Annotated in this window: 25 protein-coding genes, 1 other RNA gene and 1 pseudogene; 18 read left to right on the top strand and 9 right to left on the bottom strand. The window is 62.8% G+C overall.

Annotated features, from left to right (window positions below):
* Positions 1-237: 237 nt before the first annotated feature.
* The 7 genes from AADZ90_RS11280 to phoB all read left to right on the top strand — a co-directional run bounded on the left by AADZ90_RS11280 (position 238) and on the right by phoB (position 7,571).
* Positions 238-1,227, top strand: coding sequence for an ATP-binding protein (locus AADZ90_RS11280; RefSeq protein WP_411997004.1), 990 nt, complete (start codon positions 238-240; stop codon positions 1,225-1,227).
* A 126-nt stretch (positions 1,228-1,353) separates the two neighbouring features.
* The gene (locus AADZ90_RS11275) at positions 1,354-2,397 is read left to right on the top strand and encodes a substrate-binding domain-containing protein (protein WP_367310091.1); all 1,044 of its coding nucleotides are present in this window, start codon (positions 1,354-1,356) and stop codon (positions 2,395-2,397) included.
* A 78-nt stretch (positions 2,398-2,475) separates the two neighbouring features.
* Positions 2,476-3,978: a phosphate ABC transporter permease subunit PstC gene (gene pstC, locus AADZ90_RS11270; RefSeq protein ID WP_367310090.1), complete on the top strand. Its 1,503-nt coding sequence runs from the start codon at positions 2,476-2,478 to the stop codon at positions 3,976-3,978.
* Positions 3,975-5,333, top strand: coding sequence for a phosphate ABC transporter permease PstA (pstA, locus tag AADZ90_RS11265; RefSeq protein ID WP_367310089.1), 1,359 nt, complete (start codon positions 3,975-3,977; stop codon positions 5,331-5,333). The genes pstC and pstA overlap by 4 nt, the downstream gene beginning before the upstream one ends.
* Positions 5,334-5,345: 12 nt before the next feature.
* Positions 5,346-6,146 carry a phosphate ABC transporter ATP-binding protein PstB gene (gene pstB / locus AADZ90_RS11260; RefSeq protein WP_411997003.1) on the top strand — a complete coding sequence of 267 codons (801 nt, stop codon included), beginning with the start codon at positions 5,346-5,348 and terminating at the stop codon, positions 6,144-6,146.
* Positions 6,147-6,156: 10 nt separating this feature from the next.
* Complete coding sequence (gene phoU / locus AADZ90_RS11255) at positions 6,157-6,882, top strand: phosphate signaling complex protein PhoU (protein WP_367310088.1); 726 nt, start codon at positions 6,157-6,159, stop codon at positions 6,880-6,882.
* Positions 6,882-7,571: a phosphate regulon transcriptional regulator PhoB gene (phoB, locus tag AADZ90_RS11250; RefSeq protein ID WP_367310087.1), complete on the top strand. Its 690-nt coding sequence runs from the start codon at positions 6,882-6,884 to the stop codon at positions 7,569-7,571. Before phoU ends, phoB begins: the two co-directional genes overlap by 1 nt.
* Here phoB and AADZ90_RS11245 read toward each other — a convergent pair.
* From AADZ90_RS11245 to AADZ90_RS11205, 9 genes are all read right to left on the bottom strand, one after another.
* Complete coding sequence (locus AADZ90_RS11245; protein WP_367310086.1) at positions 7,556-7,792, bottom strand: ribbon-helix-helix domain-containing protein; 237 nt, start codon at positions 7,790-7,792, stop codon at positions 7,556-7,558. The genes phoB and AADZ90_RS11245 overlap by 16 nt on opposite strands.
* Positions 7,789-7,971 carry a DUF4169 family protein gene (locus AADZ90_RS11240; protein ID WP_367310085.1) on the bottom strand — a complete coding sequence of 61 codons (183 nt, stop codon included), beginning with the start codon at positions 7,969-7,971 and terminating at the stop codon, positions 7,789-7,791. The genes AADZ90_RS11245 and AADZ90_RS11240 overlap by 4 nt, the downstream gene beginning before the upstream one ends.
* Positions 7,968-9,359 (bottom strand): class II fumarate hydratase, encoded by a 1,392-nt coding sequence (gene fumC, locus AADZ90_RS11235; protein WP_367310084.1) that lies wholly within the window; start codon positions 9,357-9,359, stop codon positions 7,968-7,970. The genes AADZ90_RS11240 and fumC overlap by 4 nt, the downstream gene beginning before the upstream one ends.
* 69 nt (positions 9,360-9,428) lie before the next feature.
* Positions 9,429-9,989: a hypothetical protein gene (locus AADZ90_RS11230; RefSeq protein WP_367310083.1), complete on the bottom strand. Its 561-nt coding sequence runs from the start codon at positions 9,987-9,989 to the stop codon at positions 9,429-9,431.
* Positions 9,990-10,052: 63 nt separating this feature from the next.
* Positions 10,053-10,511 (bottom strand): SspB family protein, encoded by a 459-nt coding sequence (locus tag AADZ90_RS11225; RefSeq protein ID WP_367310082.1) that lies wholly within the window; start codon positions 10,509-10,511, stop codon positions 10,053-10,055.
* Between the two features lie 65 nt (positions 10,512-10,576).
* Complete coding sequence (gene chrA / locus AADZ90_RS11220) at positions 10,577-11,830, bottom strand: chromate efflux transporter (RefSeq protein WP_367310081.1); 1,254 nt, start codon at positions 11,828-11,830, stop codon at positions 10,577-10,579.
* Positions 11,830-12,468, bottom strand: coding sequence for a rhodanese-like domain-containing protein (locus AADZ90_RS11215; protein ID WP_411997002.1), 639 nt, complete (start codon positions 12,466-12,468; stop codon positions 11,830-11,832). Before AADZ90_RS11215 ends, chrA begins: the two co-directional genes overlap by 1 nt.
* 131 nt (positions 12,469-12,599) lie before the next feature.
* Positions 12,600-12,947, bottom strand: a transfer-messenger RNA (tmRNA) gene (gene ssrA, locus AADZ90_RS11210).
* A 7-nt stretch (positions 12,948-12,954) separates the two neighbouring features.
* The gene (locus AADZ90_RS11205; protein ID WP_367310079.1) at positions 12,955-13,299 is read right to left on the bottom strand and encodes a DUF4345 family protein; all 345 of its coding nucleotides are present in this window, start codon (positions 13,297-13,299) and stop codon (positions 12,955-12,957) included.
* Positions 13,300-13,426: 127 nt separating this feature from the next.
* On the opposite strand from AADZ90_RS11205, the gene AADZ90_RS11200 reads away from it, so the two are divergent.
* The 11 genes and pseudogenes from AADZ90_RS11200 (at position 13,427) to AADZ90_RS11150 (ending at position 22,521) form a co-directional block, all read left to right on the top strand.
* Positions 13,427-14,173, top strand: a complete 747-nt coding sequence (locus tag AADZ90_RS11200; protein WP_367310078.1) for a DUF2182 domain-containing protein — start codon at positions 13,427-13,429, stop codon at positions 14,171-14,173.
* Positions 14,174-14,183: 10 nt separating this feature from the next.
* Positions 14,184-14,891: a DUF1326 domain-containing protein gene (locus tag AADZ90_RS11195; RefSeq protein ID WP_367310077.1), complete on the top strand. Its 708-nt coding sequence runs from the start codon at positions 14,184-14,186 to the stop codon at positions 14,889-14,891.
* Complete coding sequence (locus AADZ90_RS11190) at positions 14,888-15,394, top strand: DinB family protein (RefSeq protein ID WP_367310076.1); 507 nt, start codon at positions 14,888-14,890, stop codon at positions 15,392-15,394. Before AADZ90_RS11195 ends, AADZ90_RS11190 begins: the two co-directional genes overlap by 4 nt.
* Before the next feature lie 2 nt (positions 15,395-15,396).
* Positions 15,397-16,497 carry a dimethylsulfoniopropionate demethylase gene (locus AADZ90_RS11185; RefSeq protein WP_367310075.1) on the top strand — a complete coding sequence of 367 codons (1,101 nt, stop codon included), beginning with the start codon at positions 15,397-15,399 and terminating at the stop codon, positions 16,495-16,497.
* Between the two features lie 12 nt (positions 16,498-16,509).
* Positions 16,510-17,496, top strand: coding sequence for an MDR family oxidoreductase (locus tag AADZ90_RS11180; RefSeq protein ID WP_367310074.1), 987 nt, complete (start codon positions 16,510-16,512; stop codon positions 17,494-17,496).
* 60 nt (positions 17,497-17,556) lie between these two features.
* A complete protein-coding gene (locus AADZ90_RS11175) occupies positions 17,557-18,978 on the top strand; it encodes a cryptochrome/photolyase family protein (RefSeq protein WP_367310073.1) in 1,422 nt (473 codons plus the stop codon).
* Between the two features lie 75 nt (positions 18,979-19,053).
* Positions 19,054-19,629 (top strand): NAD(P)H-dependent oxidoreductase, encoded by a 576-nt coding sequence (locus AADZ90_RS11170; RefSeq protein ID WP_367310072.1) that lies wholly within the window; start codon positions 19,054-19,056, stop codon positions 19,627-19,629.
* 66 nt (positions 19,630-19,695) lie between these two features.
* Positions 19,696-20,910 (top strand): class I SAM-dependent methyltransferase, encoded by a 1,215-nt coding sequence (locus tag AADZ90_RS11165; RefSeq protein WP_367310071.1) that lies wholly within the window; start codon positions 19,696-19,698, stop codon positions 20,908-20,910.
* 68 nt (positions 20,911-20,978) lie between these two features.
* Complete coding sequence (locus AADZ90_RS11160; protein ID WP_367310070.1) at positions 20,979-21,419, top strand: TrgA family protein; 441 nt, start codon at positions 20,979-20,981, stop codon at positions 21,417-21,419.
* A pseudogene (locus AADZ90_RS11155) lies at positions 21,364-21,711 on the top strand (gamma-glutamylcyclotransferase family protein); the annotation flags it as partial. The gene AADZ90_RS11160 and the pseudogene AADZ90_RS11155, both read left to right, overlap by 56 nt.
* 99 nt (positions 21,712-21,810) lie before the next feature.
* Positions 21,811-22,521, top strand: a complete 711-nt coding sequence (locus tag AADZ90_RS11150; protein WP_367310226.1) for an NUDIX domain-containing protein — start codon at positions 21,811-21,813, stop codon at positions 22,519-22,521.
* The last annotated feature ends 60 nt before the right edge of the window (positions 22,522-22,581 follow it).

Here is a 22,581-nt window from a genome sequence, read left to right as displayed (position 1 = left end):
ACTCCTTCCGGCCTGTCAGACACGTCTCTTGCTTTCGTAGCTCATTCAATTATCCCGCTTGCGGCGCGCTGCCGAGCTATGGCGTAAGACTAGCCGAAGCCATGCGTTAACGATCGCGATAGCTGACGTCTCATAGACTTACAATGTGTCACAATTGCAGGGCAAACAACGATTTTGAACCGTAACTCAACGCCTGATTGGCAGAATGCGTGTGATGCAATTCCACTCCCGATTGTGGTGATCGGCGCGTCGGAGAGCATCGTCACGCTGAACGGCCCCGCACGCACCTTGCTGGGATCGGCCGAGATCGGGCGGCATTATATCACCGCCCTGCGCCAGCCTGGCCTGCTGGACGCGATCGAGCAGTCCATTACAACTCGATCAAAACGCACCGCCCGCTACCTGTCGAGTGAGGCAGGACGGGAAACGACGTGGTCCGTCGCCGTTGCGCCTGTAGACCTGGAGGAGGGAACGGTTACGTTTCTGACCTTCGAGGATATCTCGGCCAAGGAAGAGGCCGGGCAGATGCGTCGGGACTTCGTAGCGAATGTAAGCCATGAGTTGAGAACGCCGCTGACAGCGCTGCTCGGTTTCATAGAAACGCTGGCCGGCGCGGCCCGCAACGATCCGGAGGCGCAGGCGCGGTTCCTTGGCATCATGCGACGTGAGGCGGAGAGGATGTCGCGGCTTGTTCAGGATCTTCTTTCGCTCTCACGGGTCGAGCAGGACGAACGGGTGCGCCCGACCGAACGGGTGGATCTGCGGGCGATCATCGAGGGGTCCGCCAGCGCGTTGGAGCCGTTCAGCGAGGAGGTCGGCAGCACGATTGACCTTCAATTGCCTGAGGATCCGGTGCTTTTACCAGGTGATGCGGACCAATTGCGGCAGGTCTTTGTGAATCTGATCGAGAACGGCCTCAAATACGGCAAAGACGGCGGTTGCGTCACGGTCCGGCTGACGACTTCGGACCGCGATCCTTCGTTGCGGGGTCCGGGCGCGCGCGTCGATGTCATTGATGATGGCGAGGGGATCGACCATTTCCACATCGCCCGCCTGACCGAGCGCTTCTATCGTGTCGACAGCCACCGGTCGCGCGAGATGGGCGGGACCGGGCTGGGCCTCGCGATCGTCAAGCACATCGTCAATCGCCATCGTGGGCGCCTGCGCATCTCGAGCGAAAAGGGCGAGGGCAGCCGCTTTTCCGTCATCCTGCCGCTGACCTTCTGACGGTACGTCATCGCTGGCTGTCATAAAAGGTTTACATAAGTGTCACAAAAGCGCAGCCGAGCGCCCCTATTCGGACGCCAGACGGTTGCCTGCTCGCGGCCGTGTTCTGACAGACAGGAGTGATACATGTCCTTCACGAAACTGACCGTTTCGTCCCTGGCCATCGCAGCATGTGCAACGACGGCTTTCGCCCAATCGCGCGAGAATGTTCAGGTCGCCGGGTCCTCGACGGTTCTGCCCTATGCCTCGATCGTCGCCGAAGCCTTCGGCGAGAACTTCGACTTCCCGACGCCGGTCGTCGAATCGGGCGGCTCCTCGGCTGGCCTCAAGCGCTTCTGCGAGGGTGTCGGCGAGAACACGATCGACATCGCGAACGCCTCCCGCGCGATCCGCGAGAGCGAGATCCAGGCCTGCGCCGAAGCCGGCGTGACCGATATCATCGAAGTGCGCATCGGCTATGACGGCATCGTCTTCGCCAGCCAGATCGACGGCCCTGAATTCACCGAGTTCGAGCCGGCCCAGTGGTATCAGGCCATGGCGGCCCAAATCCCGGTCGATGGCGAGATGGTCGACAACCCGAACAGCGCCTGGTCAGACGTCGACAGCTCCCTGCCGGATGTTGAAATCCTGGCTTTTATTCCGGGCACCAAGCACGGCACCCGCGAAGTCTTTGAAGAGAAAGTCGTTCTTCAGGGCTGTGAAGACACCGGCGCCATGCAGGCCATGATGGATATGGGCATGGACGAAGATGCCGCCGAGGATGCCTGCATGGCGATCCGCACCGACGGCTCTTCGATCGATATCGACGGTGACTACACCGAAACGCTTGCCCGGATCGACAGCAACCCGAACGGTGTCGGCGTGTTCGGCCTCGCATTCTACGAGAACAACACCGACACCCTGAAAGTCGCCACCATGGGCGGCGTGTCGCCCTCGACCGAGACGATCGCGTCTGGCGAATACCCGGTCTCCCGCCCGCTCTACTTCTACATCAAGAAGGCGCATATCGGCGTGATCCCGGGCCTGAAGGACTTCGCATCCTTCTTCGTCTCCAATGAGATCGCCGGCCCGAACGGTCCGCTGGCCCAGTACGGCCTCGTCTCCGATCCCGAACTTGCTGAGACGCAGGACCGGGTCGAGAACGAAGTGACCATGTCCGAAGCGATGTAATCGCTTCCGGTCCGGCGCGGCAGAGGCGCGCGCCGGACCGTCCCTCCCTGACGTCCTTCCGATCCGCGAGGCGCCTGAATGCCTGTGCTCTATCTCGTTCTGATCGTCCTTGCCTTGGGCGTCGTCGGGTTCTTCCTTGCGCGCGGACGCTCCCTGGCCTCGGCCGGGGGAGATGCGCGCAACCTGCATTCCCTTCCGTTCTATTACGGCTCGAACGCCTTCATCCTGGCGACCGTCCCGGCGCTTCTTCTGATGATCCTCTGGCTGATCCTTCAGCCGATCCTGATCAACGGCGCGGTTTCAAACACGCTGCCTGACGACGCGATCCGCGACGGGTCGACCCGCAGTCTGGTGATGAGCGATGTCCGCCGCGTGGCCGACGGTCTGGACGTCGCGGTCGAACGGGGCGCGATGACCGAGGCGGAGGCGCGGGACATCCGCAGCGAGTTCACCAATGTCCGCGACAGGTTGGCAGAGGTGGGCGTGGCGCTCGGCTCGAACGTCGATCGTCCGACCCTGAACGCCGCCCAACGGTATCGCGCGCTGAGCAGTCGCTACGACACCGTCATGACGGTGCTGGTTCTCGCGCTGGCTCTTGGTGGGGCGGCGCTGTCTTATGCCCAGTCTCAGAAGGATTTCCGGGCACGAAATACGGTGGAGGCGACCGTTCGCATCCTTCTGATCCTTGCCTCAACGATCGCGATTTTAACCACGATCGGGATCGTTCTGTCGCTTCTCTTCGAGACGATGAATTTCTTCCGGGATTATCCGTGGCAGGATTTCTTCCTCTCGGGCAGTTGGGCACCCAATTTCCGAGGTAATTCAGACCTTGGGGTCCTGCCGCTCCTTTGGGGGACGCTCTACATCTCGCTGATCGCGCTTCTGGTTGCCGTGCCCGTGGGGCTTTTCGCGGCGGTCTATCTTTCGGAATATGCCGGCCCGCGACTGCGGTCGGTGGCCAAGCCTGCGATCGAGATCCTCGCGGGGATTCCGACCATCGTCTACGGGCTCTTCGCGCTCGTCACGGTCGGGCCTTTGATCCGGGATGCAATTCTGACAGTTCAGGATGCTACGGGCTGGTGGCCCAATTTCGGACCTTCCTCCTCCTCTGTCATGACGGCAGGGCTGGTGATGGGGATCATGCTGATCCCGTTCGTCTCGTCGCTCTCTGATGACATCATCAACGCCGTGCCGCAGGCCATGCGGGATGGCTCGCTGGGTCTCGGCGCGACCCATTCCGAGACCATCCGCCAGGTCATCATCCCGGCGGCCCTTCCGGGCATCGTCGGCGCGGTCCTGCTGGCGGCCTCGCGGGCCATCGGCGAGACGATGATCGTGGTCCTCGGCGCAGGGGCTGCCGCGGCGCAGTTCGGCGCCGAGCCGGGGGAATTCCTAAACCCCTTCGAGGCGATGACAACCGTCACGGTCAAGATCGTTAGTCAGCTCACTGGCGACACCGATTTCAACTCGCCTGAGACGCTTGTGGCGTTCGCGCTTGGCCTGACGCTCTTCGTCATGACGCTGGGGCTGAACGTCTTCGCGCTCTACATTGTGCGCAGATACCGGGAGCAGTACGAATGACCGATGCGACCGCGACACCGGCGTCGTCCGACGTTTCCGGATCCCTCCTTAGTGAGGATCAGCGCACCCGCCGCCGTAACCGGGCTGAGCGACGGTTCCAGATCTACGGCCTGACGGCCATCGGAATTGCCGTTGCTGCACTGCTGGCGCTCGTTGCGTCGATCCTGATCAACGGCCTATCGTCCTTCCAGCAGACCTTCATCACCATCGACGTGCCGTTGCCGGTCGAAACGCTGGACAGCGATGGAGACGGGCAGCTTGACCGTGTGACGACCTTCACGATCAAACCGCTGCTCGAACAGGCGTTCATTGCGCGGGTCGATGAGCTTGGCGTCCGTCCGGAGGGCATGTCGGATGGCGATATCGGCGCGATGATCTCGGGCGAGGCGCCAGCGACGTTCCTCGACTTCGTGCGAAACAACCCGGACCGGATTGGCGACAGCGCAGAGTTCCGCATCCTCGCGAACGGCCGGATCGACGGGTATCTCAAGGGCGGTTTCCTGAAGCCTCAGCGGGTCACCATGGAAAGCGCAGAGCGTGATGCGAATGTGACGCCTGATCAACTGCGCCTCACTGACGCGCTGGTCGAACAGGGGGTCGTCGCCAAGCAGTTCAACTGGGGCTTTATCACGGCCCCGGACGCGTCCGAGAACCGGCCGGAGGCCGCGGGCCTTGGCGTGGCTATCATCGGCTCGCTCTATATGATGATCGTGGTGCTGGTCCTCGCCCTTCCGATTGGCGTCGCGGCGTCGATCTATCTTGAAGAGTTTGCACCGAAGAACTGGTTCACCGATCTGATCGAGGTTAATATCTCGAACCTCGCGGCCGTCCCTTCCATCGTCTACGGGATCCTCGGCCTCGCGATCTTCATCAACTTCGCGGGCCTGCCGCAATCCTCGCCGCTGGTCGGCGGGCTGGTCCTGACGCTGATGACGTTGCCGACGATCATCATCGCGACGCGGGCGTCTCTGAAATCGGTCCCACCCTCGATCCGCGATGCGGCGCTTGGCGTGGGCGCATCGAAGATGCAGACGGTCTTTCACCATGTTCTTCCGCTGGCAGCGCCGGGCATCCTGACAGGCACGATCATCGGCCTCGCCCAGGCTTTGGGCGAAACTGCGCCGCTTCTGCTGATCGGGATGGTTGCGTTTGTGCGGGATTATCCGGATCTCGGTCTCGATGGCTTCACGGACCCGGCAACCGCGCTTCCCGTCCAGGTCTATAACTTTACCCAGCGCGCCGATCCGGCCTTTGTGGAACGGGCCTCGGGCGCTATCATCACCCTTCTTGTTTTCCTTCTTCTGATGAATGCGCTGGCGATCTTCCTCCGCCGCCGCTTCGAACGCCGCTGGTAGGAGGTCAGACCAATGGAAGACATGCACGTGACTGCGCAGGCGACCGACACCATGCACGACATCAAGATCAAGGCCAAAGACGTTCAGGTCTATTACGGCAACAACCACGCGATCAAAGATGTGAGCGTCGACATTCTCGATCGGACGGTCACTGCCTTCATCGGTCCGTCCGGCTGTGGGAAGTCCACATTCCTGCGCTGCTTCAACCGCATGAACGACACGATCAGCATTGCTCGGGTCGAGGGCAACATCCTGATCGATGACGAGGATATCTACGACCGGCGCGTCGACCCCGTGCAGCTTCGCGCCAAGGTGGGGATGGTATTCCAGAAACCGAACCCGTTCCCCAAATCGATCTACGACAATGTCGCCTACGGGCCGAAGATCCACGGGCTTGCCAAGAACAAGTCCGATCTGGACGACATCGTGGAACGGGCCCTGCGCCGCAGCGCCCTTTGGGACGAGGCAAAGGATCGCCTGCACGAGCCGGGTACCGGCCTTTCTGGCGGTCAGCAGCAGCGCCTCTGCATTGCCCGCGCCGTCGCCACGGAGCCGGAGGTGCTTCTGATGGACGAGCCGTGTTCGGCGCTCGACCCGATCGCGACGGCACAAGTCGAGGAGCTGATCGATGATCTGCGCCAGAACTACTCTGTCGTGATCGTCACCCACTCCATGCAGCAGGCGGCCCGGGTCAGCCAGAAGACGGCCTTCTTCCACCTCGGCAATCTCGTGGAATACGACGACACCGACGTTATCTTCAGCAATCCCAAGGACAGCCGCACCGAGAGCTACATCTCCGGTAAGATCGGCTGAGCGTTTAGCCATGACAAACACCACAGAAGGGCAGCACATTGCCTCGGCCTTCGACCGCGACCTCGAACAGGTCACGGCGCTGATCGTGAAAATGGGCGGGCTGGTCGAGGTGGCGATCCTCGACGGAGCCAAATCGCTTGAAACCCGCGATCTGGAATTGGCGGAACAGGTGCGCGAGGCCGACAAGCGAATCGACACGCTGGAAGAGCAGATCAACGATGTGGCCACGACAATCATCGCGCGCCGCGCGCCGGTGGCCACCGATCTGCGCATCATCCTGTCGGTGCTGCGCATCAGCTCCAACCTCGAGCGGGTCGGCGACTACGCCAAGAACATGGCCAAGCGGACGTCTGTCCTGGCCGAGATGCCGCGCATGAACGGGTCGGAGGCCGGCCTGCGCCGCATGGCCAAGGAAGTGCAGGAGATGCTGAAGGACGTCCTCGACGCCTTCATCCGGCGCGACGTGCAATTGGCCGAGGATGTGCGCAGCCGCGATCTTGATGTCGACCAGATGTATAACGCTCTGTTCCGGGAGTTCCTGACCTTCATGATGGAGGATCCGCGCAACATCACCGCCTGCATGCACCTTCATTTCATCGCCAAGAACGTGGAGCGGATGGGCGACCACGTCACCAATATTGCCGAACAGGTGATCTATCTGGTCACGGGTGAGCATCCCGAGGAAGGCCGTCCCAAGGGCGATCGCACGCCCTTCGTGACGGAAGAAGGGGTCTGATGACCGGCCCCCAGCCCCAGGTTCTTGTCGTCGAGGATGAGCCGGCACAGCGGGAGGTGCTGGCCTACAACCTCGAAGCCGAGGGCTTTGCCGTCCGCAAGGCGGAGGACGGCGAGGAGGCTTTGCTTCTGATCGAGGAAGAGCATCCTGACGTCATCGTCCTGGACTGGATGCTGCCGCACCTGTCGGGGATCGAGGTTTGCCGCCGGATGAAGCAGAAGCCCGAGACACGGTCGATCCCGATCATCATGCTGTCGGCCCGGTCGGAAGAGATTGACAAGGTGCGGGGGCTGGAAACCGGCGCGGATGATTACGTCGTGAAGCCCTATTCGGTCGTCGAACTGATGGCGCGCGTCCGGACACAGCTTCGCCGCGTCCGCCCGGCAACCGTTGGCCAAGTGCTGAGTTTCGAGGACATCCTGCTGGATTCCGAGACCCACCGCGTCAGTCGTAACGGGTCTGAGATCAAGCTGGGGCCCACCGAGTTTCGCCTTCTGGCGACGCTGATGGAAAAGCCCGGTCGTGTCTGGTCGCGGGATCTGCTGCTTGACCGGGTCTGGGGACGTGACATCTATGTCGATACCCGGACGGTTGACGTCCATGTGGGGCGTTTGCGGAAAGCGCTGATGCAGCATGGCGGATCTGACCCGCTGCGGACGGTGCGCGGGGCGGGTTACGCGCTCGGCTGATCGGGTGCGACCTTCCGAACCTCGTCAAGGACAAAGACCCGCAGCGCAGAGGCAAGGCCGACATCGCCGCGGGTCGCATCAATATCGGCAGCTAAGCCATTGATTGTCTTTCCTTGACGCTCCGCGATCTCTTTGAAAGCAGTCCAGAACGCATCTTCCAACGACACGCTTGTCCGATGCCCCCGTAAGGTGAGAGAGCGCTTGACCGGCCGCCCACTCATTCCAGGTCGCGGCGGTGACCGTCGAGATGGGCGTCCGATTTTTCCCGCTCGGCCCGCGTCAGGTCCCGCTCGGCTTTCGCCCGGCCGTGAAGGGCTGCGGACTGATCCCCTTTCGCCTTCTTATCGGCGCGGGCGCGATCCTTGCGCGCCCGGCGCAGGTTGATGACCTTGCCGGTCACTTCGGTCCGATCATCTCTTCGGGGCGGACGACCCGATCGAAGGTCTCCTCATCGACGAAGCCCAGAGCGATCGCCTCTTCCCGCAGTGTCGTGCCGTTCTTGTGCGCCGTCTTTGCGACCGTCGTCGCGTTATCGTAGCCGATCTCTGGCGCCAGGGCGGTGACGAGCATCAGGCTTTCGCGCATCAGCTTGTCGATCCGTTCTTCATTCGCCTTGATGCCAGAGACGCAATTATCGGTGAACGCAACCGCCGCGTCGCCCAAAAGCTGCACGGATTGCAACACGTTATAGGCCATCATTGGCTTGTAAACGTTCAGTTCGAAGTGCCCTTGAGAGCCTGCAAACCCCACCGCGGCGTCATTGCCGAAGACATGGGCACAGACCTGCGTCAGCGCCTCGCATTGGGTCGGGTTCACCTTGCCGGGCATGATCGAAGAGCCGGGCTCGTTCTCGGGCAGCATCAGTTCCCCAAGCCCGCAACGCGGGCCAGAACCCAGAAGGCGGATGTCGTTGGCGATCTTGAACAGGCTTGCGGCGACGGTTTTCAAGGCGCCGGACATCTCGACCATGGCGTCATGGGCGGCGAGCGCCTCGAACTTGTTCGGCGCCGTGACGAAGGGCAGACCTGCGATTTCAGCCATGTTGGCAGCGACCTCCTCTCCCCAGCCTTGGGGAGAATTCAGGCCGGTGCCAACTGCCGTGCCGCCCTGCGCTAGCTCGTAGATGCGGGGCAGGGCGGCTTCGATCCGCTTGATGCCCATTGCGACCTGATGTGCGTAACCTGAGAACTCCTGCGCCAGCGTAAGGGGGGTCGCGTCCATCGTGTGCGTCCGGCCTATCTTGATGATGCCGTCAAACTCTTTGACTTTGGTTTCAAGGGCTTCGTGGAGTGTCTTGAGGCCGGGGAGAAGGACATCACGGGCTGTCATGGCCGTTGCGATATGCATCGCGGTGGGGAAGGTGTCGTTCGACGACTGGCTCATGTTGCAATGGTCGTTGGGATGCACCGGATCCTTCGACCCGATCTCTCCGCCGAGGATCTCAATCGCGCGGTTCGCGATGACCTCGTTGGCGTTCATGTTCGATTGCGTCCCGGATCCCGTCTGCCACACAACGAGCGGGAAGTGATCGTCGAGCTTGCCGTCCACGACTTCCCCCGCCGCCTCGATAATCGCGTCGGCCAGCCGCGCGTCCAGCTTGCCGCGCGCCTTGTTCGCCTGGGCACAGGCCTTTTTGATGACGCCAAGGGCACGCACGATCGCGACGGGCTGCTTCTCCCAGCCGATGGGAAAGTTCATCAGCGACCGCTGGGTCTGGGCGCCCCAGTAGCGGTCGACTGGTACCTCGAGCGGGCCGAAGCTGTCGGTCTCGGTGCGGGTTTCCGTCATCTGGTCTGTCTCCCCTCGCTGTTGCCTGCAGCTATAGGGAGGGGAGATTGAGGGCGCAACTCGCCGGTGTCAGGCGATCTGCTCGATCTTCGCGCCCTGGCCGATCGGCTTTTCGGCGGCGATCTTGCCTAGGCCCTCTTTTATGCGTTCGGCATCTGCACCGTGATAATAGAAGAACGTGTATCGCGCCCCGGCATGGCTCCCGCCATAACTGTATCCCTCGCCAAGCTGGGCCACGATCTCGTCACTGAACGCGTCCGCGTCGAAACCTTCATAGGCGCTGTCGGGCAGCCCCGTGCCGTCGAGACCGATCCCGACCACAGAGATGGAACCAAGGGTACGAAGCGTCTCACCGTCATCATTGACGATCTTTGTGCCTTTCGGCGCCCCGATCGCCACCATCGCGGCGACAAGCGCGTCGAGCTTCCCGTCGTCGATCGCCTCGAGCTCGACCTCGAGATCCACGAACTCGATCCCGCCGTCCTGAGACATCATGGTGCCGCCACCGGTCACGGCACCGATTCCCTGCTCTTCCAGCTTTTCCGACAGAGGGTCTTCCCAGAAATCACCGCGTTCGATCGGCCCGATCTTGAGCGGTAGTGTCAAGGTCACATAAGCGGGTTCGGCCATCGCATACTCCTTTACGCACTATTGCGCGGAGCCTAGGGGCCGATTGTGACGAAAACGGGGAGGCTACTTCCGGAAGCTGTCGAGGCTCACAATCTCGGCGTCGTGAGGCTCTTCCTCCTCGGCGGCCTCATCCTCAGGTGTATCCTCGACGATCTCGGGTACGTCGTCTTCCTGGGTTTCGAACCGCAGGCCAAACTCGACGGACGGGTCCACAAAGGTCTTGATCGCGTCGTAGGGAATGTAAAGCGGCTCGGGCTGGTCGCCGAAATTGAGCGTCACGGCGAAGCCTTCATCGGTGACATCGAGATTCTCGAACCAATGCTGCATCACCACCGTCATCTCGCCCGGATAGCGGTCGGACAGCCAGTCGGCGATTTCCACGTCCGGGTGCATCGTGTCGAAGGTGATGAAAAAGTGATGGTTTCCAGGCAGGCCGTTTTCCTGCACGTCCTCAAGGACTTGCTGGATCAATCCGCGCATCGCGCGGTGCATGAGATTGCCGTAGTCGATCCTGCGTGACATTCGATGTCGGCTCCCCAGCTGGTTGTCTCAGCATAGGGGATTCGAATTGGGATGGAAGAGGGCGGTCAGAGAGCGCCCGCAACCCCGCCTGCCGCCGCCAGAACGGCGAGCGCCAGCGGGATCGACCAGCCGAACCGCATCAGCAGAAGGGCGGCCAGCGCGGTGAGCGCGAGCGCCGTGGGGCTGAAGCTGGAGAGGTCGGGGACAAGGACCCTCAGCGGTCCGGCCTCTTCCACCGCGTTCGATGCGAAGAGGACGTGGAGCGCGAACCAGAGCGACAGGTTCGCGATCACCCCGACAACGGCCGCGGTGATCATGGTGAGCGCGCCTGTCAGCTTTGGCCGCCCGGCGAGCCAGTCGATGTAGGGTGCGCCTGCGAAGATCCAGATGAAGCAGGGCACGAAGGTCGCCCAGAGCGTGATGCCTGCCATCGCGAAGGCCAGCCCGGTCCCGCCCTGCGATACGCCCGTCAGCGCCGCGACGAATTGGGTCACGAGGATCAGGGGGCCAGGCGTGGTCTCCGCCAGGCCAAGGGCCGCGATCATCTGTTCCGTTGTGAGCCAGCCGAGGTCCTGCACCACCTCCTGCGTCATGTAGGCGAGGACAGCATAGGCTCCCCCGAACGTGACGACAGCGAGTTTGGAGAAGAATGTCCAGGCCGCCACAAGCAGGTCGGCGTTCAGCGAAAGGGCAAGCACCAGCGGTAAGGCCCAGATCACGCCGCCCACCAGAAAGACGCGGAGCGTGCGCGCCGGCGACACACCCGCACCGGTTGGCTCATGCGTCTGGCCGCGGGCGAGGAATGCTCCGACGATCCCGGCGATCAGGATCACGGCGGGAAACGGCACGTCAAAGAAGAAAAGCGCGATGAAGCCGAGCACGGCCATCAGCCGTTGCGCCGTCCCCGTCAGCGCCCGCCTGGCGATCTTGACGAGTGCCTGCGCGACGATCACCACGACCGCCGCCTTGATCCCAAGGAACATCGCCTCGATCAGCGGCACCTCGCCAAAGCGGGCATAGAGCAGCGCAAGCGCCATGATGACGACAGCCCCCGGAATGACGAAGAGGCTCCCCGCGATCAGCCCACCCGGAATGCCCCTGAGCCGCCACCCCGCATAGGTCGCGAGCTGCATTGCCTCGGGTCCCGGCAGGAGCATGCAGAAGGAGAGGGCGCGCAGATATTGCTCCTCCGTCAGCCAGGGCCGGTCTTCGACCAGTTCCTTGTGCATCAGCGCGATCTGCGCCGTTGGGCCGCCGAAGGACAGCACGCCGATGCGAAGGCCGACCCGCGTTATGTCGAGCAGGGTGGGCGCCTCCATCACAGCTCCCCCGGTGCGCGAAGGGCGCGGTAGGCGGCATCGAGGATGGCCCCCGGCGCGCTATGCCGGATCAGGCTGGGAAGGCTCAGGGGCGCGTCTCCCGCGGCCAGCACCGCATCCAGAAGCGCCTCGATGGCGGGCGTGGCGAGGCCAAGGCGCCGGGCCAGGGCGCGGGGATCCTCAATCGTGGGTGCAGCCCACCTGTCGGCGACCGCCGCCATGCTCTCAGGCGCCACGCGCAGGATCACCTGACCGGTTGTGAACCGCGATAGCAACCATTCCGCGACATCGGCGCCAAACCCGTCGGCCATCGTCCAGAGGCCGCTTTCCGGCAGGTCCGCCACCGGCACCATCGGGTGACCGGCCTCGGCCCAGGCCACGGCACCACCTTCCAGATGCATTGCCTCTACCCCCCGCGTGCGGAGGAGCGCGGCCGCCCCCTGGCTGATCTTCAGCCCCTTCTTACAAACCACGATCACCCGCCCGTCCCCCTCGACCGCCTGCCAGTCCACGCGGGACGCGGTCGGGATCAGGCGGGGGTCGAGCGCGAAATCCTCGGCCAGGCAGAGGTCGAGCACCGTGATAGGCTCGGACGAAGCGATAAGGTCGGCAAGGCCGGAAGGTGAGAGAGGCATCATCAAAGCATCCTTCATAGCATCAAGGATGCGACCCTTGGGCATCCGCCTCACGGGGTGACGTCGCGCTGAACCCCATGCGATGGGTCGCAGAGCGTAACGCGAGCGTCAAGAGACCGTCCGGAAACAATGAAAATGCAGGCTTCTGTTGCCAGGTGCCTGCGAACCCCGCCTAAAGCTGCAAAGCCCTAGGACTTAGATTTCGATGTTCCGCACAGCTTACGCTGCGAGGGCCACCGGAGCTTTGTTGTCGTTTGCAACTAGCTTAGGTGTACCGATAACGGTGGTAACTCACCGGGACAAAGCTAACCCCTTTAGACGTTCGTCGATCCTGTTTCGGCCCCATGATCCCCAAACGAAGGATGTTGGTGGAGCCGCCGGGTACCGCCCCCGGGTCCGATCCGCTTATTACGAGCGCGTTTATGTCCATAGTCCCGAAGGACATTCCGAATATAGGCTGCAAAAACATGCCTGAAAAGGGGCAGAACGCTAAAGATTGTTCCAGACGGCGATAATCAGGACCGCAGCCTCCGAGGCGAAAAAGCCCCATTTCTTGGGGGTTTGCCCATCGATTATGATCGATGTCAGCCGTCCGACGGCGCCGCCGCCCCAAGCGAAACCAATCATCATATAGGCCGCTGGCGTCCCAAGGATCAGCGCCCCCACGCCAAGTCCCACGAACAGCGCCCCCGAGGCGGCGCGAACCTCGGACCGCCCCATGGTCGAGCCGCCATCCTGCAAGTCCACGACCTTGAGCGTGTAGTCGGTGGCAAGCCAGCCGAGCATTCCGAACCCGATGCTGAGCGCTGCGAGAATGTAGTTGATGATGTCCATGACCGCTCCGTCCGCCTTTTCTGACAGCTAAGCCGTCAAGACATGTGGGCAAGCCAGTGTTCCATTCCTCTTGCGCCGGCGCGTCTGTTCGGATCAGGTGGCGCGAAACAGGGAGGAGGCGGCCGGCATGATCGCAGGCGGTCGGATATCGTGGCGAGGGGCAGCGTGGCTGGCGTTTTTCGCAGCGATCCTGGTCGCTTGGGCCGTGATGTTCCTGTCGGTTCAGATGTCGGGCGTCGACTGGCTCGGGCGGCCCGTCGGCATGAACATGATGCCCATGACAACCTTTGGTGCGCTCTTCCCGATGTGGGCGATCATGATGGCCGCGATGATGCTGCCGACCATGGTGCCGACCCTACGCGCCTACGAGGATCTGATGGTCAGCGCCGATGGCTCTCGCGGCGGGTGGTTTGCGCTTCTCGGCGGCTACCTGACGGTCTGGATCGGCGTCGCCGCGGCGATCTCTCTTCTGCAGACGGGGCTGCTTCGCTGGGGCCTGATCGATGATCTTGGCGGTGCGACCGCGCGCTGGTTTGCGGCTGCGTTGCTCATCGCTGGAGGCCTCTTTCAGTTCACCCGTGCGAAGGAGATCTGCCATGGCGTCTGCCATGCGCCGACGATCTACTTCCTCGGCCATTGGCGCCCTGGCGGAGTGGGCGGCTTCCGGATGGGCCTCGCCCTCGGCGCATTCTGCGCGGGCTGCTGCTGGGCTTTCATGGTGCTGGGGTTCGTTGGCGGGGTGATGAGCTTTCTTTGGATGGGCCTCGCAACGTTCTTCATGGTGCTCGAAAAACTGCCCGAAATCGGGCACAGGATACTCAGGCCGCTCGGCGCGGCGCTTATCGCTGGCGGCGTTGCCGTCGCGTTGGTCTAGGGAGGGCAAGATGGCCAAGACAAAGACGAAACCGGCCGACCGTCTGCCGATCAGTCAGCGGATCGACCAGCGGATGGACAATCCCAAGCGCCGGAAGCTGCAGCCGACCGACTGGAAGATCGAGGGAGAGCTGTTCCTCAACTGCTCCTGCACCATCTTCTGCCCTTGTGTCGTCTCGCTGGGTGCGCACCCTCCGACCGAAGGGCACTGCCACGCCTGGATGGCCATCGCCATCGATGACGGCCATTTCGAGGGGGAAAGCCTCGCCGGTCTGAATGTCGGTCTTCTGGTCGATATCCCTGGCCGCATGGCCGAGGGGAACTGGCGCGTCGCGGCCTATGTGGACGAACGCGCCAGCCAGAAAGCCTATAACGGCCTCCTCAAGATCTTCTCGGGCGCCGCAGGGGGCACGACGGGCCTTTTCACCATGCTCGTTTCCGAGATCATCGGGGCCGAGCGCGAGAAGGTTGAAATCGTCCGCGATGGCCGCAAGCGCGGCCTCTATATCGGTCGCAAGATCCAGGGCGAGATCGAGATGATCGACGGAAAGGACCCGGATCATCCCGTGGTGATCTCGAACTCCAAATACTGGATGGGGCCGGACATCTTCGCGGCCAAGGGGCTGAAATCAAAGGTGCGCGACTATGGCCGGGTCTGGGATTTTGGCGGTATGTCGGCCGAGGTCTGCCCGATCTCCTGGCAAGGCCCGAAGCCGTGATCGGGGCGGAATATTGCCGGACGATGGCGGCCTACAATGCGTGGCAGAACAAGAGCTTGATCGACGCTCTTGAGGATCTGCCACCGGGAGAGCTGGGCCGGGACCGCGGAGCGTTCTTTGGGTCGATCTTTGCGACGATCAATCATTTGCTGTGGGCCGATGGTGTCTGGGTTGCCCGATTTGACGGTGGCGAGCGCCCCTCCGGCAGCATTGCGGACAGCCCACGCCTGACCGAGCACCTGTCAGACTGGCGCCCGGCACGGGAAGCGATGGATCAGCGCATTACAGGATGGGCAGCAAAGCTATCGGATCACGATCTCGAGGGGGATCTGACGTGGTATTCCGGCTCGGTCGGGCGTGAGATCACGCGTACCAAAGCTCTTTGCGTTGTTCAGCTTTTCAATCATCAGACCCACCATCGGGGTCAGATCCACGCGATGCTGACCGCAGCCGGGGCAGAAGGCTATGTCACCGACGTGCCCTTCACGCCTGACGGCGACTGACCATGGCGCTCCTCTCTCCCTCGCGCCGGTTGCGGCGCACGCCGTTCTCCGACGGTGTCGAGGCGGCTGGCGTCAAAGCCTTTACTGTCTACAACCACATGCTCCTTCCCACCGTTTTCGAAAGCGCCGAAGAGGATTACCGCCACCTCAAGTCCGCCGTGCAGGTCTGGGATGTCGCCGTCGAACGTCAGGTGGAGTTGCGCGGGCCCGACGCGGGTAAGCTGATGCAGATGCTCACGCCCCGCGATCTGCGCGGGATGCTGCCCGGCATGTGCTACTACCTGCCGATGGTGGACGAAACCGGCGGGATGCTGAACGATCCCGTCGGTCTGATGCTGGCCGACGACCGCTATTGGGTGTCGATCGCCGACAGCGATTTGCTGTTCTGGATCAAGGGGATCGCCTACGGCTACCGGCTGGATGTTCTGATCGACGAGCCCGATATTTCTCCGCTCGCCGTGCAAGGCCCGAAGGCCGACGACCTGATGGCGCGGGTTTTCGGCGACAGTGTACGGGACCTCAGGTTCTTTCGGTTCGGCATGTTTGATTTCGAAGGGCGGTCGATGGTGGTGGCCCGGTCGGGCTACTCCAAACAGGGCGGGTTCGAGATCTATCTGAATGGCTCCGACCTTGGGATGCCGCTCTGGAACGCGTTGTTTGAGGCGGGCAGGGATCTGGAGGTCAGGGCAGGGTGCCCCAACCTGATCGAGCGGATCGAAGGCGGGCTTCTCAGCTACGGCAACGACATGACGCGCGAGAATACACCGCATGAATGCGGCCTTGGCCGGTTCTGCTCGACCCAGACGGCGATCGGCTGTGTCGGACGCGATGCGCTTTTGAGGGTCGCGAAGGACGGGCCGGTGCGGCAGGTGCGCCCGCTCGAAATCATGGGGCCCCTTCCGCCCTGCGACCGCATCTGGCCCCTTGTGGCGGACGACGAGCGTGTGGGTCAGGTGACCTCGGCGGCGACATCGCCCGATTTCGGCACCGGCGTCGCCATCGGTATGGTCCGCATGACCCACTGGAAACCGGACACCAGGCTGACCGTTGAAACGCAGGACGGCCAGCGCGAGGCCGTCGTCAAAGACAAATTCTGGATCTGAGGGAGGACCGAGATGAAAGCGCTGCTGGTCGAAAAGGACGACGACGGAAAGACCCATGCCGCCGTACAGGATATCGAGGAAAGCCGCCTACCCGATGCCGATGTCATGGTTGCGATCGAATACTCCACGGTGAATTACAAGGATGGCCTCTGCATCGGCTCCGGCGGCGGGCTCGTCCGTAATTACCCCCACGTCCCAGGGATCGACTTCGCGGGCACCGTCGAGGCGTCCGATGACGACCGCTACAAGCCCGGCGACAAGGTCATCCTGACCGGCTGGCGTGTGGGCGAGGCGCATTGGGGCGGCTACGCCGAAAAGGCGCGGGTCAAAACCGACTGGCTTGTCCCGCTGCCTGAGGGGCTGACGACCCGGCAGGCGATGGCGGTCGGTACCGCGGGCTTCACGGCGATGCTGGCGGTCATGGCGCTGGAGGATCACGGGCTGTCACCGGACAAACCGGAGCCGGTGCTGGTCACGGGGGCCTCGGGCGGCGTCGGCTCCGTCGCGACCGCGATCCTTGCCAATCTCGGTTACAAGGTCGCCGCCGTGACCGGACGGCCGGACAACGCGGGATATCTTGAAGACCTCGGCGCGACCCAGATCGTCCCACGCGACGACCTTGCCGAGGCGCCCAAACGCCCGCTCGACAGCGAAACCTGGGCGGGCTGCATCGATGCGGTGGGCGGCACCATGCTGGCCCGTGTGCTGACCCAGATTGTCTACGGTGGCAGCGTCGCGGCAGTGGGCCTCGCCGGCGGCCCGCAGCTGCCGGCCACGGTCATCCCGTTCCTTCTGCGCGGGGTGAACCTGCTCGGCATCGACAGCGTGATGCAGCCCTACGACAACCGTGTCCGCGCGTGGGAGCGGATCACCAAAGACCTGCCGATGGACAAGCTCGAGGCGATGATTCAGCCTGCCACGCTGGACGATCTACCCAAGCTCGGGGCTGACATCCTCAAAGGGCAGGTGAAGGGCCGTGTCGTGGTCAAGATCGGTTAGGACCCTTGCCTCTGCGGCGCCGCGCACGAGGTTAGCCTGTCAAAGACGACAGGAGTGACAATGAGTGACCGCCGCCCCGTTCTGATGTGGTTCCGCCGCGACCTACGGCTGGGCGACAATCCTGCCCTGACCGCCGCCTGCAAACGCGGCGGGCCGGTGATCCCGGTTTTCCTTCATGACGAGGTGGTGGACGGGCAGGGGGCCGCCCCGCGCTTTCGGCTTGGCCTGTCGGTTGAAAGTCTGGCCAAGAGCCTTGAGGAGAAGGGCTCGCGCCTGATCCTGCGCCGGGGCGACGCCCTCCCGACCCTCCGCAAGCTGATCGAGGAGACGGGCGCGGGCGCGGTCTACTGGTCGCGCCTCTACGATCCCGACGCGATAGATCGCGACACCAAGGTCAAGGAAGCGCTGAAAGAGGACGGGATCGAGGCCGAGAGCTTTCGGGGGCATCTGTTGTTCGAACCCTGGACGGTCGAAACCAAGACCGGCGGCTTCTATAAGGTCTATACGCCCATGTGGAAGGCGGTGAAGGGCACCGATATAGACGCCCCGCTCTCACGCCCCGGCAAGATCCCGGCGCCCGACACCTGGCCAGACAGCGACAATCTCGCCGACTGGCACCTTGCCAAGGACATGCGCCGCGGGGCGGATATCGTCGCCCGCTACGTCACGGTGGGCGAGGATGCGGCGTCCTCCCGGCTCGGCAGCTTCATCGCGAACGGCATCGCCGATTACGACACGGCCCGCAATCTGCCATGGAAGGAAGGCACGTCGCACCTCAGCGAAAACCTGACCTATGGCGAGATTTCCCCCCGCACCTGCTGGCATTCTGGCATCCGTGCCCGGGAAGAGGGCAAAGGCGGCGCCGAAACCTGGCTGAAAGAGCTCGTCTGGCGCGAATTCGCCTATCACCTAGTCTACCATACGCCGCGCATCACCACGGCCAACTGGCGCGAGGACTGGGATGCCTTCCCCTGGAACGAGGACGAGCGGAAGGCCGAGGTGAAAGCGTGGAAACAGGGCCGCACCGGTATCCGCTTCGTCGATGCCGCGATGCGCGAGATGTACGTGACGGGCCACATGCACAACCGCGCCCGGATGATCGTCGCCTCTTACCTGACAAAGCATCTGCTCTGTCACTGGAAAATTGGCCTCGACTGGTTCGAAGAGCATCTGATCGATTGGGATCCGGCGTCGAACGCGCTGGGCTGGCAATGGTCGGCCGGATCGGGTCCTGACGCGACGCCCTATTTCCGCGTCTTCAACCCGGTCACCCAGCTCGACAAGTTCGACAAGAACCGCGACTATGTTTCGGCTTGGATCGCTGAGGGCTACGACAGCCCGTCAAAGACGGCGCTGGAGTATTTTCAGGCGATCCCCGAGCATTGGCACATGTCGCCGAACGATCCTTATCTCGATCCGATCGTGACCGCGGATGAGGGGCGCAAACGCGCGCTGAACGCTTACGAGAACCGGGATTTCTGACAGGGATTTGCGTGCCGTCAACGCGGCGCGCGCCCTAACAGACAATTGTGGGATATTTGTTGGTGGAGCGTGCCGATGAAGATCCTGATCGTACAAGGCCATCCCGACCCAAACCAGACGCATCTGGGCCATGCCCTCGCGACCGCCTACGCGGACGGCGCCCGGGACGCGGGTCACGAGGTTCGCAAGATCGCCATCGCAGACGCCCCGGTCACCTTCATCCGCAGCCAGGCTGATTTCGAGGGTGGCACCGTGCCCGCCTATGCAACAGAAGCGCAGGAGGCGATCCTCTGGGCCGATCATCTCGTCTTTCTCTTTCCGCTCTGGATGGGAACAATGCCCGCCTTATTGAAAGCGTGGATCGAGCAGGTCTTCCGCTACGGTTTCGCGCTGGCCAAGACCGAAAACGGCTACAAGCGCATGCTCAAGCACAAGACGGGCCGTATCGTGGTCACCATGGGTATGCCCGCAATTTTCTATCGCGCCTATTTCGGCGCACCCGGCACCAAGGTCCTGCGCCGTCCGATCCTTGGCGTCTCGGGCGTCGGGCCGATCCGCCAGACTTTCATCGGCCGGGTCGACAGCCTTGGCGAGGCGGGGGTCAGGCGCTGGTGCGATCGGCTCCACAACTTCGGTGCTGACGGCGCGTAAACGCGCGCTTGTTCATCCGGAACAACGGGTTACTTTCCCCGCAACGACGACGATCCGGGGACCTAAATGAGCGAAGTTCTTACGAGTGTAGCGGGGCAGAAGGATCTGCCGCGGTATTTTGGTCTGGTATTCACCGTTCTCGGCACCCTCGAGCGCGGGCGTCTCGACATCGTGCTGGAAGATGGCCGCCGCTTTCGCCTCGAGGGGCGCGAGCCCGGTCCCGTCGCCGAAATCACCGTCCACCATCAGGAGCTCTTCGCCCGGACCATCCGCGAAGGTGATCTCGGCTTTTGCGAAGCCTATCTCGATGAATGGTGGTCGACGCCCGATCTGATGGCTTTCCTCGATCTCGTCCACGTCGCGGGGCAGGGGGTCTATGACGGCTTCCCCGGCCAAGGGATCGCGCGCGCGCTCGAACGCTTTCGCTTCTGGCTCGCATCGAACACCAAGCGGCAGGCGAAGAAAAACATCAGTCACCACTACGATCTCGGAAACGACTTCTACGGCCTCTGGCTCGACCGCACGATGACCTATTCCTCCGCCAAGTTCGAGACTGGCCAGGAAAGCTTAGAGGCAGCGCAACGCGCCAAATACGTCTCCATGGTCGATGAGATGGGGGCGAAGCCCGGCGATCATATTCTCGAGATCGGCTGCGGCTGGGGCGGTTTCGCCGAATATGCCGCCCGTGAGCGTGGCCTCAAGGTCACAGGGCTGACGATCAGCCGCGAACAGCACGATTTCGCCCGCGCTCGCATCCAGCGCGCGGGCCTCTCAGATCAGGTCGAGATCCGGATGCAGGATTACCGCGACGAACGCGGCCGTTACGACGGCATCGCGTCGATCGAAATGTTCGAAGCGGTCGGCGAACGCTACTGGCCCACCTATTTCGACACGCTGCATGGCTGCCTCAAGCCCGACGCCAAGGCCACGCTGCAGATCATCACAGTCCAGGACGCGCGGTGGGAGGTCTACCGCCGCGGCGTCGATTTCGTGCAGAAATACATCTTCCCGGGCGGGATGTTGCCCTCACCGCGGGTCCTGCGCGAAGAGATCGAGCAGGCGGGCCTGCGCATCGCCAACTCCGTCGAATTCGGCGACAGCTACAGCCAGACGCTCCGCCGCTGGTACGACACCTTCAATGATAGCTGGGACCAAATTGCCGCACTCGGTTTCGACAATCGCTTCCGCAGGATGTGGAACTTCTACCTCTGCTCTTGCGCGGCCACCTTTCATAGCGGAAACTGCGACGTAACACAGATCACCGTGACACGGCCCGCCTGACCGCGCCAGATTTCCGCCAAAATCGTGCGATATCGGGTTCGGGTCCGTCGCAGAGGAGCCGTTCTTCGATGCCTACCGCCGGCCGCCTTATGGGCGCAATCGCCTTTGCCGCTTTGGCGTTCTACTTGTCTGAACTCTACAAGCCGCTCATGCCGGAAGATGCAAATCCTGGCCGCTTGTCCGAGATCAACGCGCTCGTTGGAGCGCTCGTTGGCTGGGTCATCGCAGGCAAGCGCGCCGGATCTGGCACGCGATCTGCGATTGGTTATGGTCTGACAACAGCCGCCGCTGTAATCTTTTGGTGCCTCTTTGTTCATGCTTTCAACGAGATGATCGATCGCGCACTTCAAGTGAGCTATAATGGCGGTATGGAAGCGGTTGTCGCCGTCTTCGACCTGATGCTGGAGTTTGCCCAGCCCATGCTGACACAAAGCTACGTAATCGCAGCGGTTATTGCCGCGCTCGCGGCGGGGCTCATCACCGAATTGTTCGGGCAACGATATCCCTGACACAGTCTTCCTGTATGGAACCCTGCGCCATCCGGAGCTCCTCCAGACGGTTCTCGGACGACCAGTTACCCCTCAAGAAGCAAAGCCTATCAGCATAGCCGGCTGGCACGCAGCGCGAGCTGACGGCGCTTCCTATCCAGTCCTATCCGAGGACGAAGCCATGCAGGCTGAGGGGCTGCTGCTTCGGGTCGACGAAAGGGATCGTCAGCGCCTCGACCACTACGAAAGAGCGTTTTCCTACAAGCCTCGAGAGATTGGATACAGCGAAACCGGTACAGCGTACCTGGCCTACGTCTCAGACAGAACCCCGCCTACCCTGACCGCAAAGTGGAGCCTTGCCAATTGGACTGATAGATATGCCCCGCTCGCGATAAGCGCCGCGAAGGAGGTCATGTCGTACCTCGGCACCCCATGGGCCGAAAACCTCCCTCGGATGCGCGGCATGATCGAGGCGCGCGCCTGGTCGCGCCACCTCGCCCGGACACGTGATCTGTCCACCGCAAACCCCACCCGCGAGGTCCAGAGCGAGGGACACACCCGGAAACACGCAGGCTTCTTCCGCTTCGACGAATACCGCCTGCGTCACGGCCGGTTCGATGGCTCCATGTCCGGTCTTCTCACCCGCGAGGTCTTCGTCGGCTCCGACGCCGCTCTCGTCCTCCCCTATGATCCCGTTCGCGACGAGGTCGTGTTGATCGAACAGTTCCGCATGGGCCCTTTCGCCCGGTCCGATCCGGCTCCCTGGGTCTACGAGCCCATCGCCGGGCTGGTCGACCCCGGCGAAGACCCGTCCGAGACCGCCCTGCGCGAAGCGCTGGAGGAGGCGGGCCTCACCATCGATCGGCTGGAGCCCATCGCCGCCACCTACGCCTCCCCCGGCGCTGCTACCGACTTCTTCCACTGCTATCTGGGTTTCTGTTCCCTCGATACCGCCGAAAGCTGGCTCGGCGGGGAGAAGGACGAGGGCGAGGACATCCGCTCTCACCGCCTGTCCTTTGCCGATGCCATCGCACTTGTCGATACCGGCCGCATCAACGTGGCCCCGCTTGCCATGATGCTCCACTGGCTGGCGCGCAACCGCGAGCGCCTCCGCACTGCTTGAGTTCGCCCGCGCACGATCCTACACCGGCATCCAATCAACGCGAACAGGGCGGGCCCGACC

It is taken from the genome of Aestuariibius violaceus (assembly GCF_040779325.2).
Lineage (GTDB): Bacteria > Pseudomonadota > Alphaproteobacteria > Rhodobacterales > Rhodobacteraceae > Aestuariibius > Aestuariibius violaceus.
Note: the sequence above shows the minus strand (reverse complement) of the source record. Positions and strands in the feature narration are given on the sequence as shown.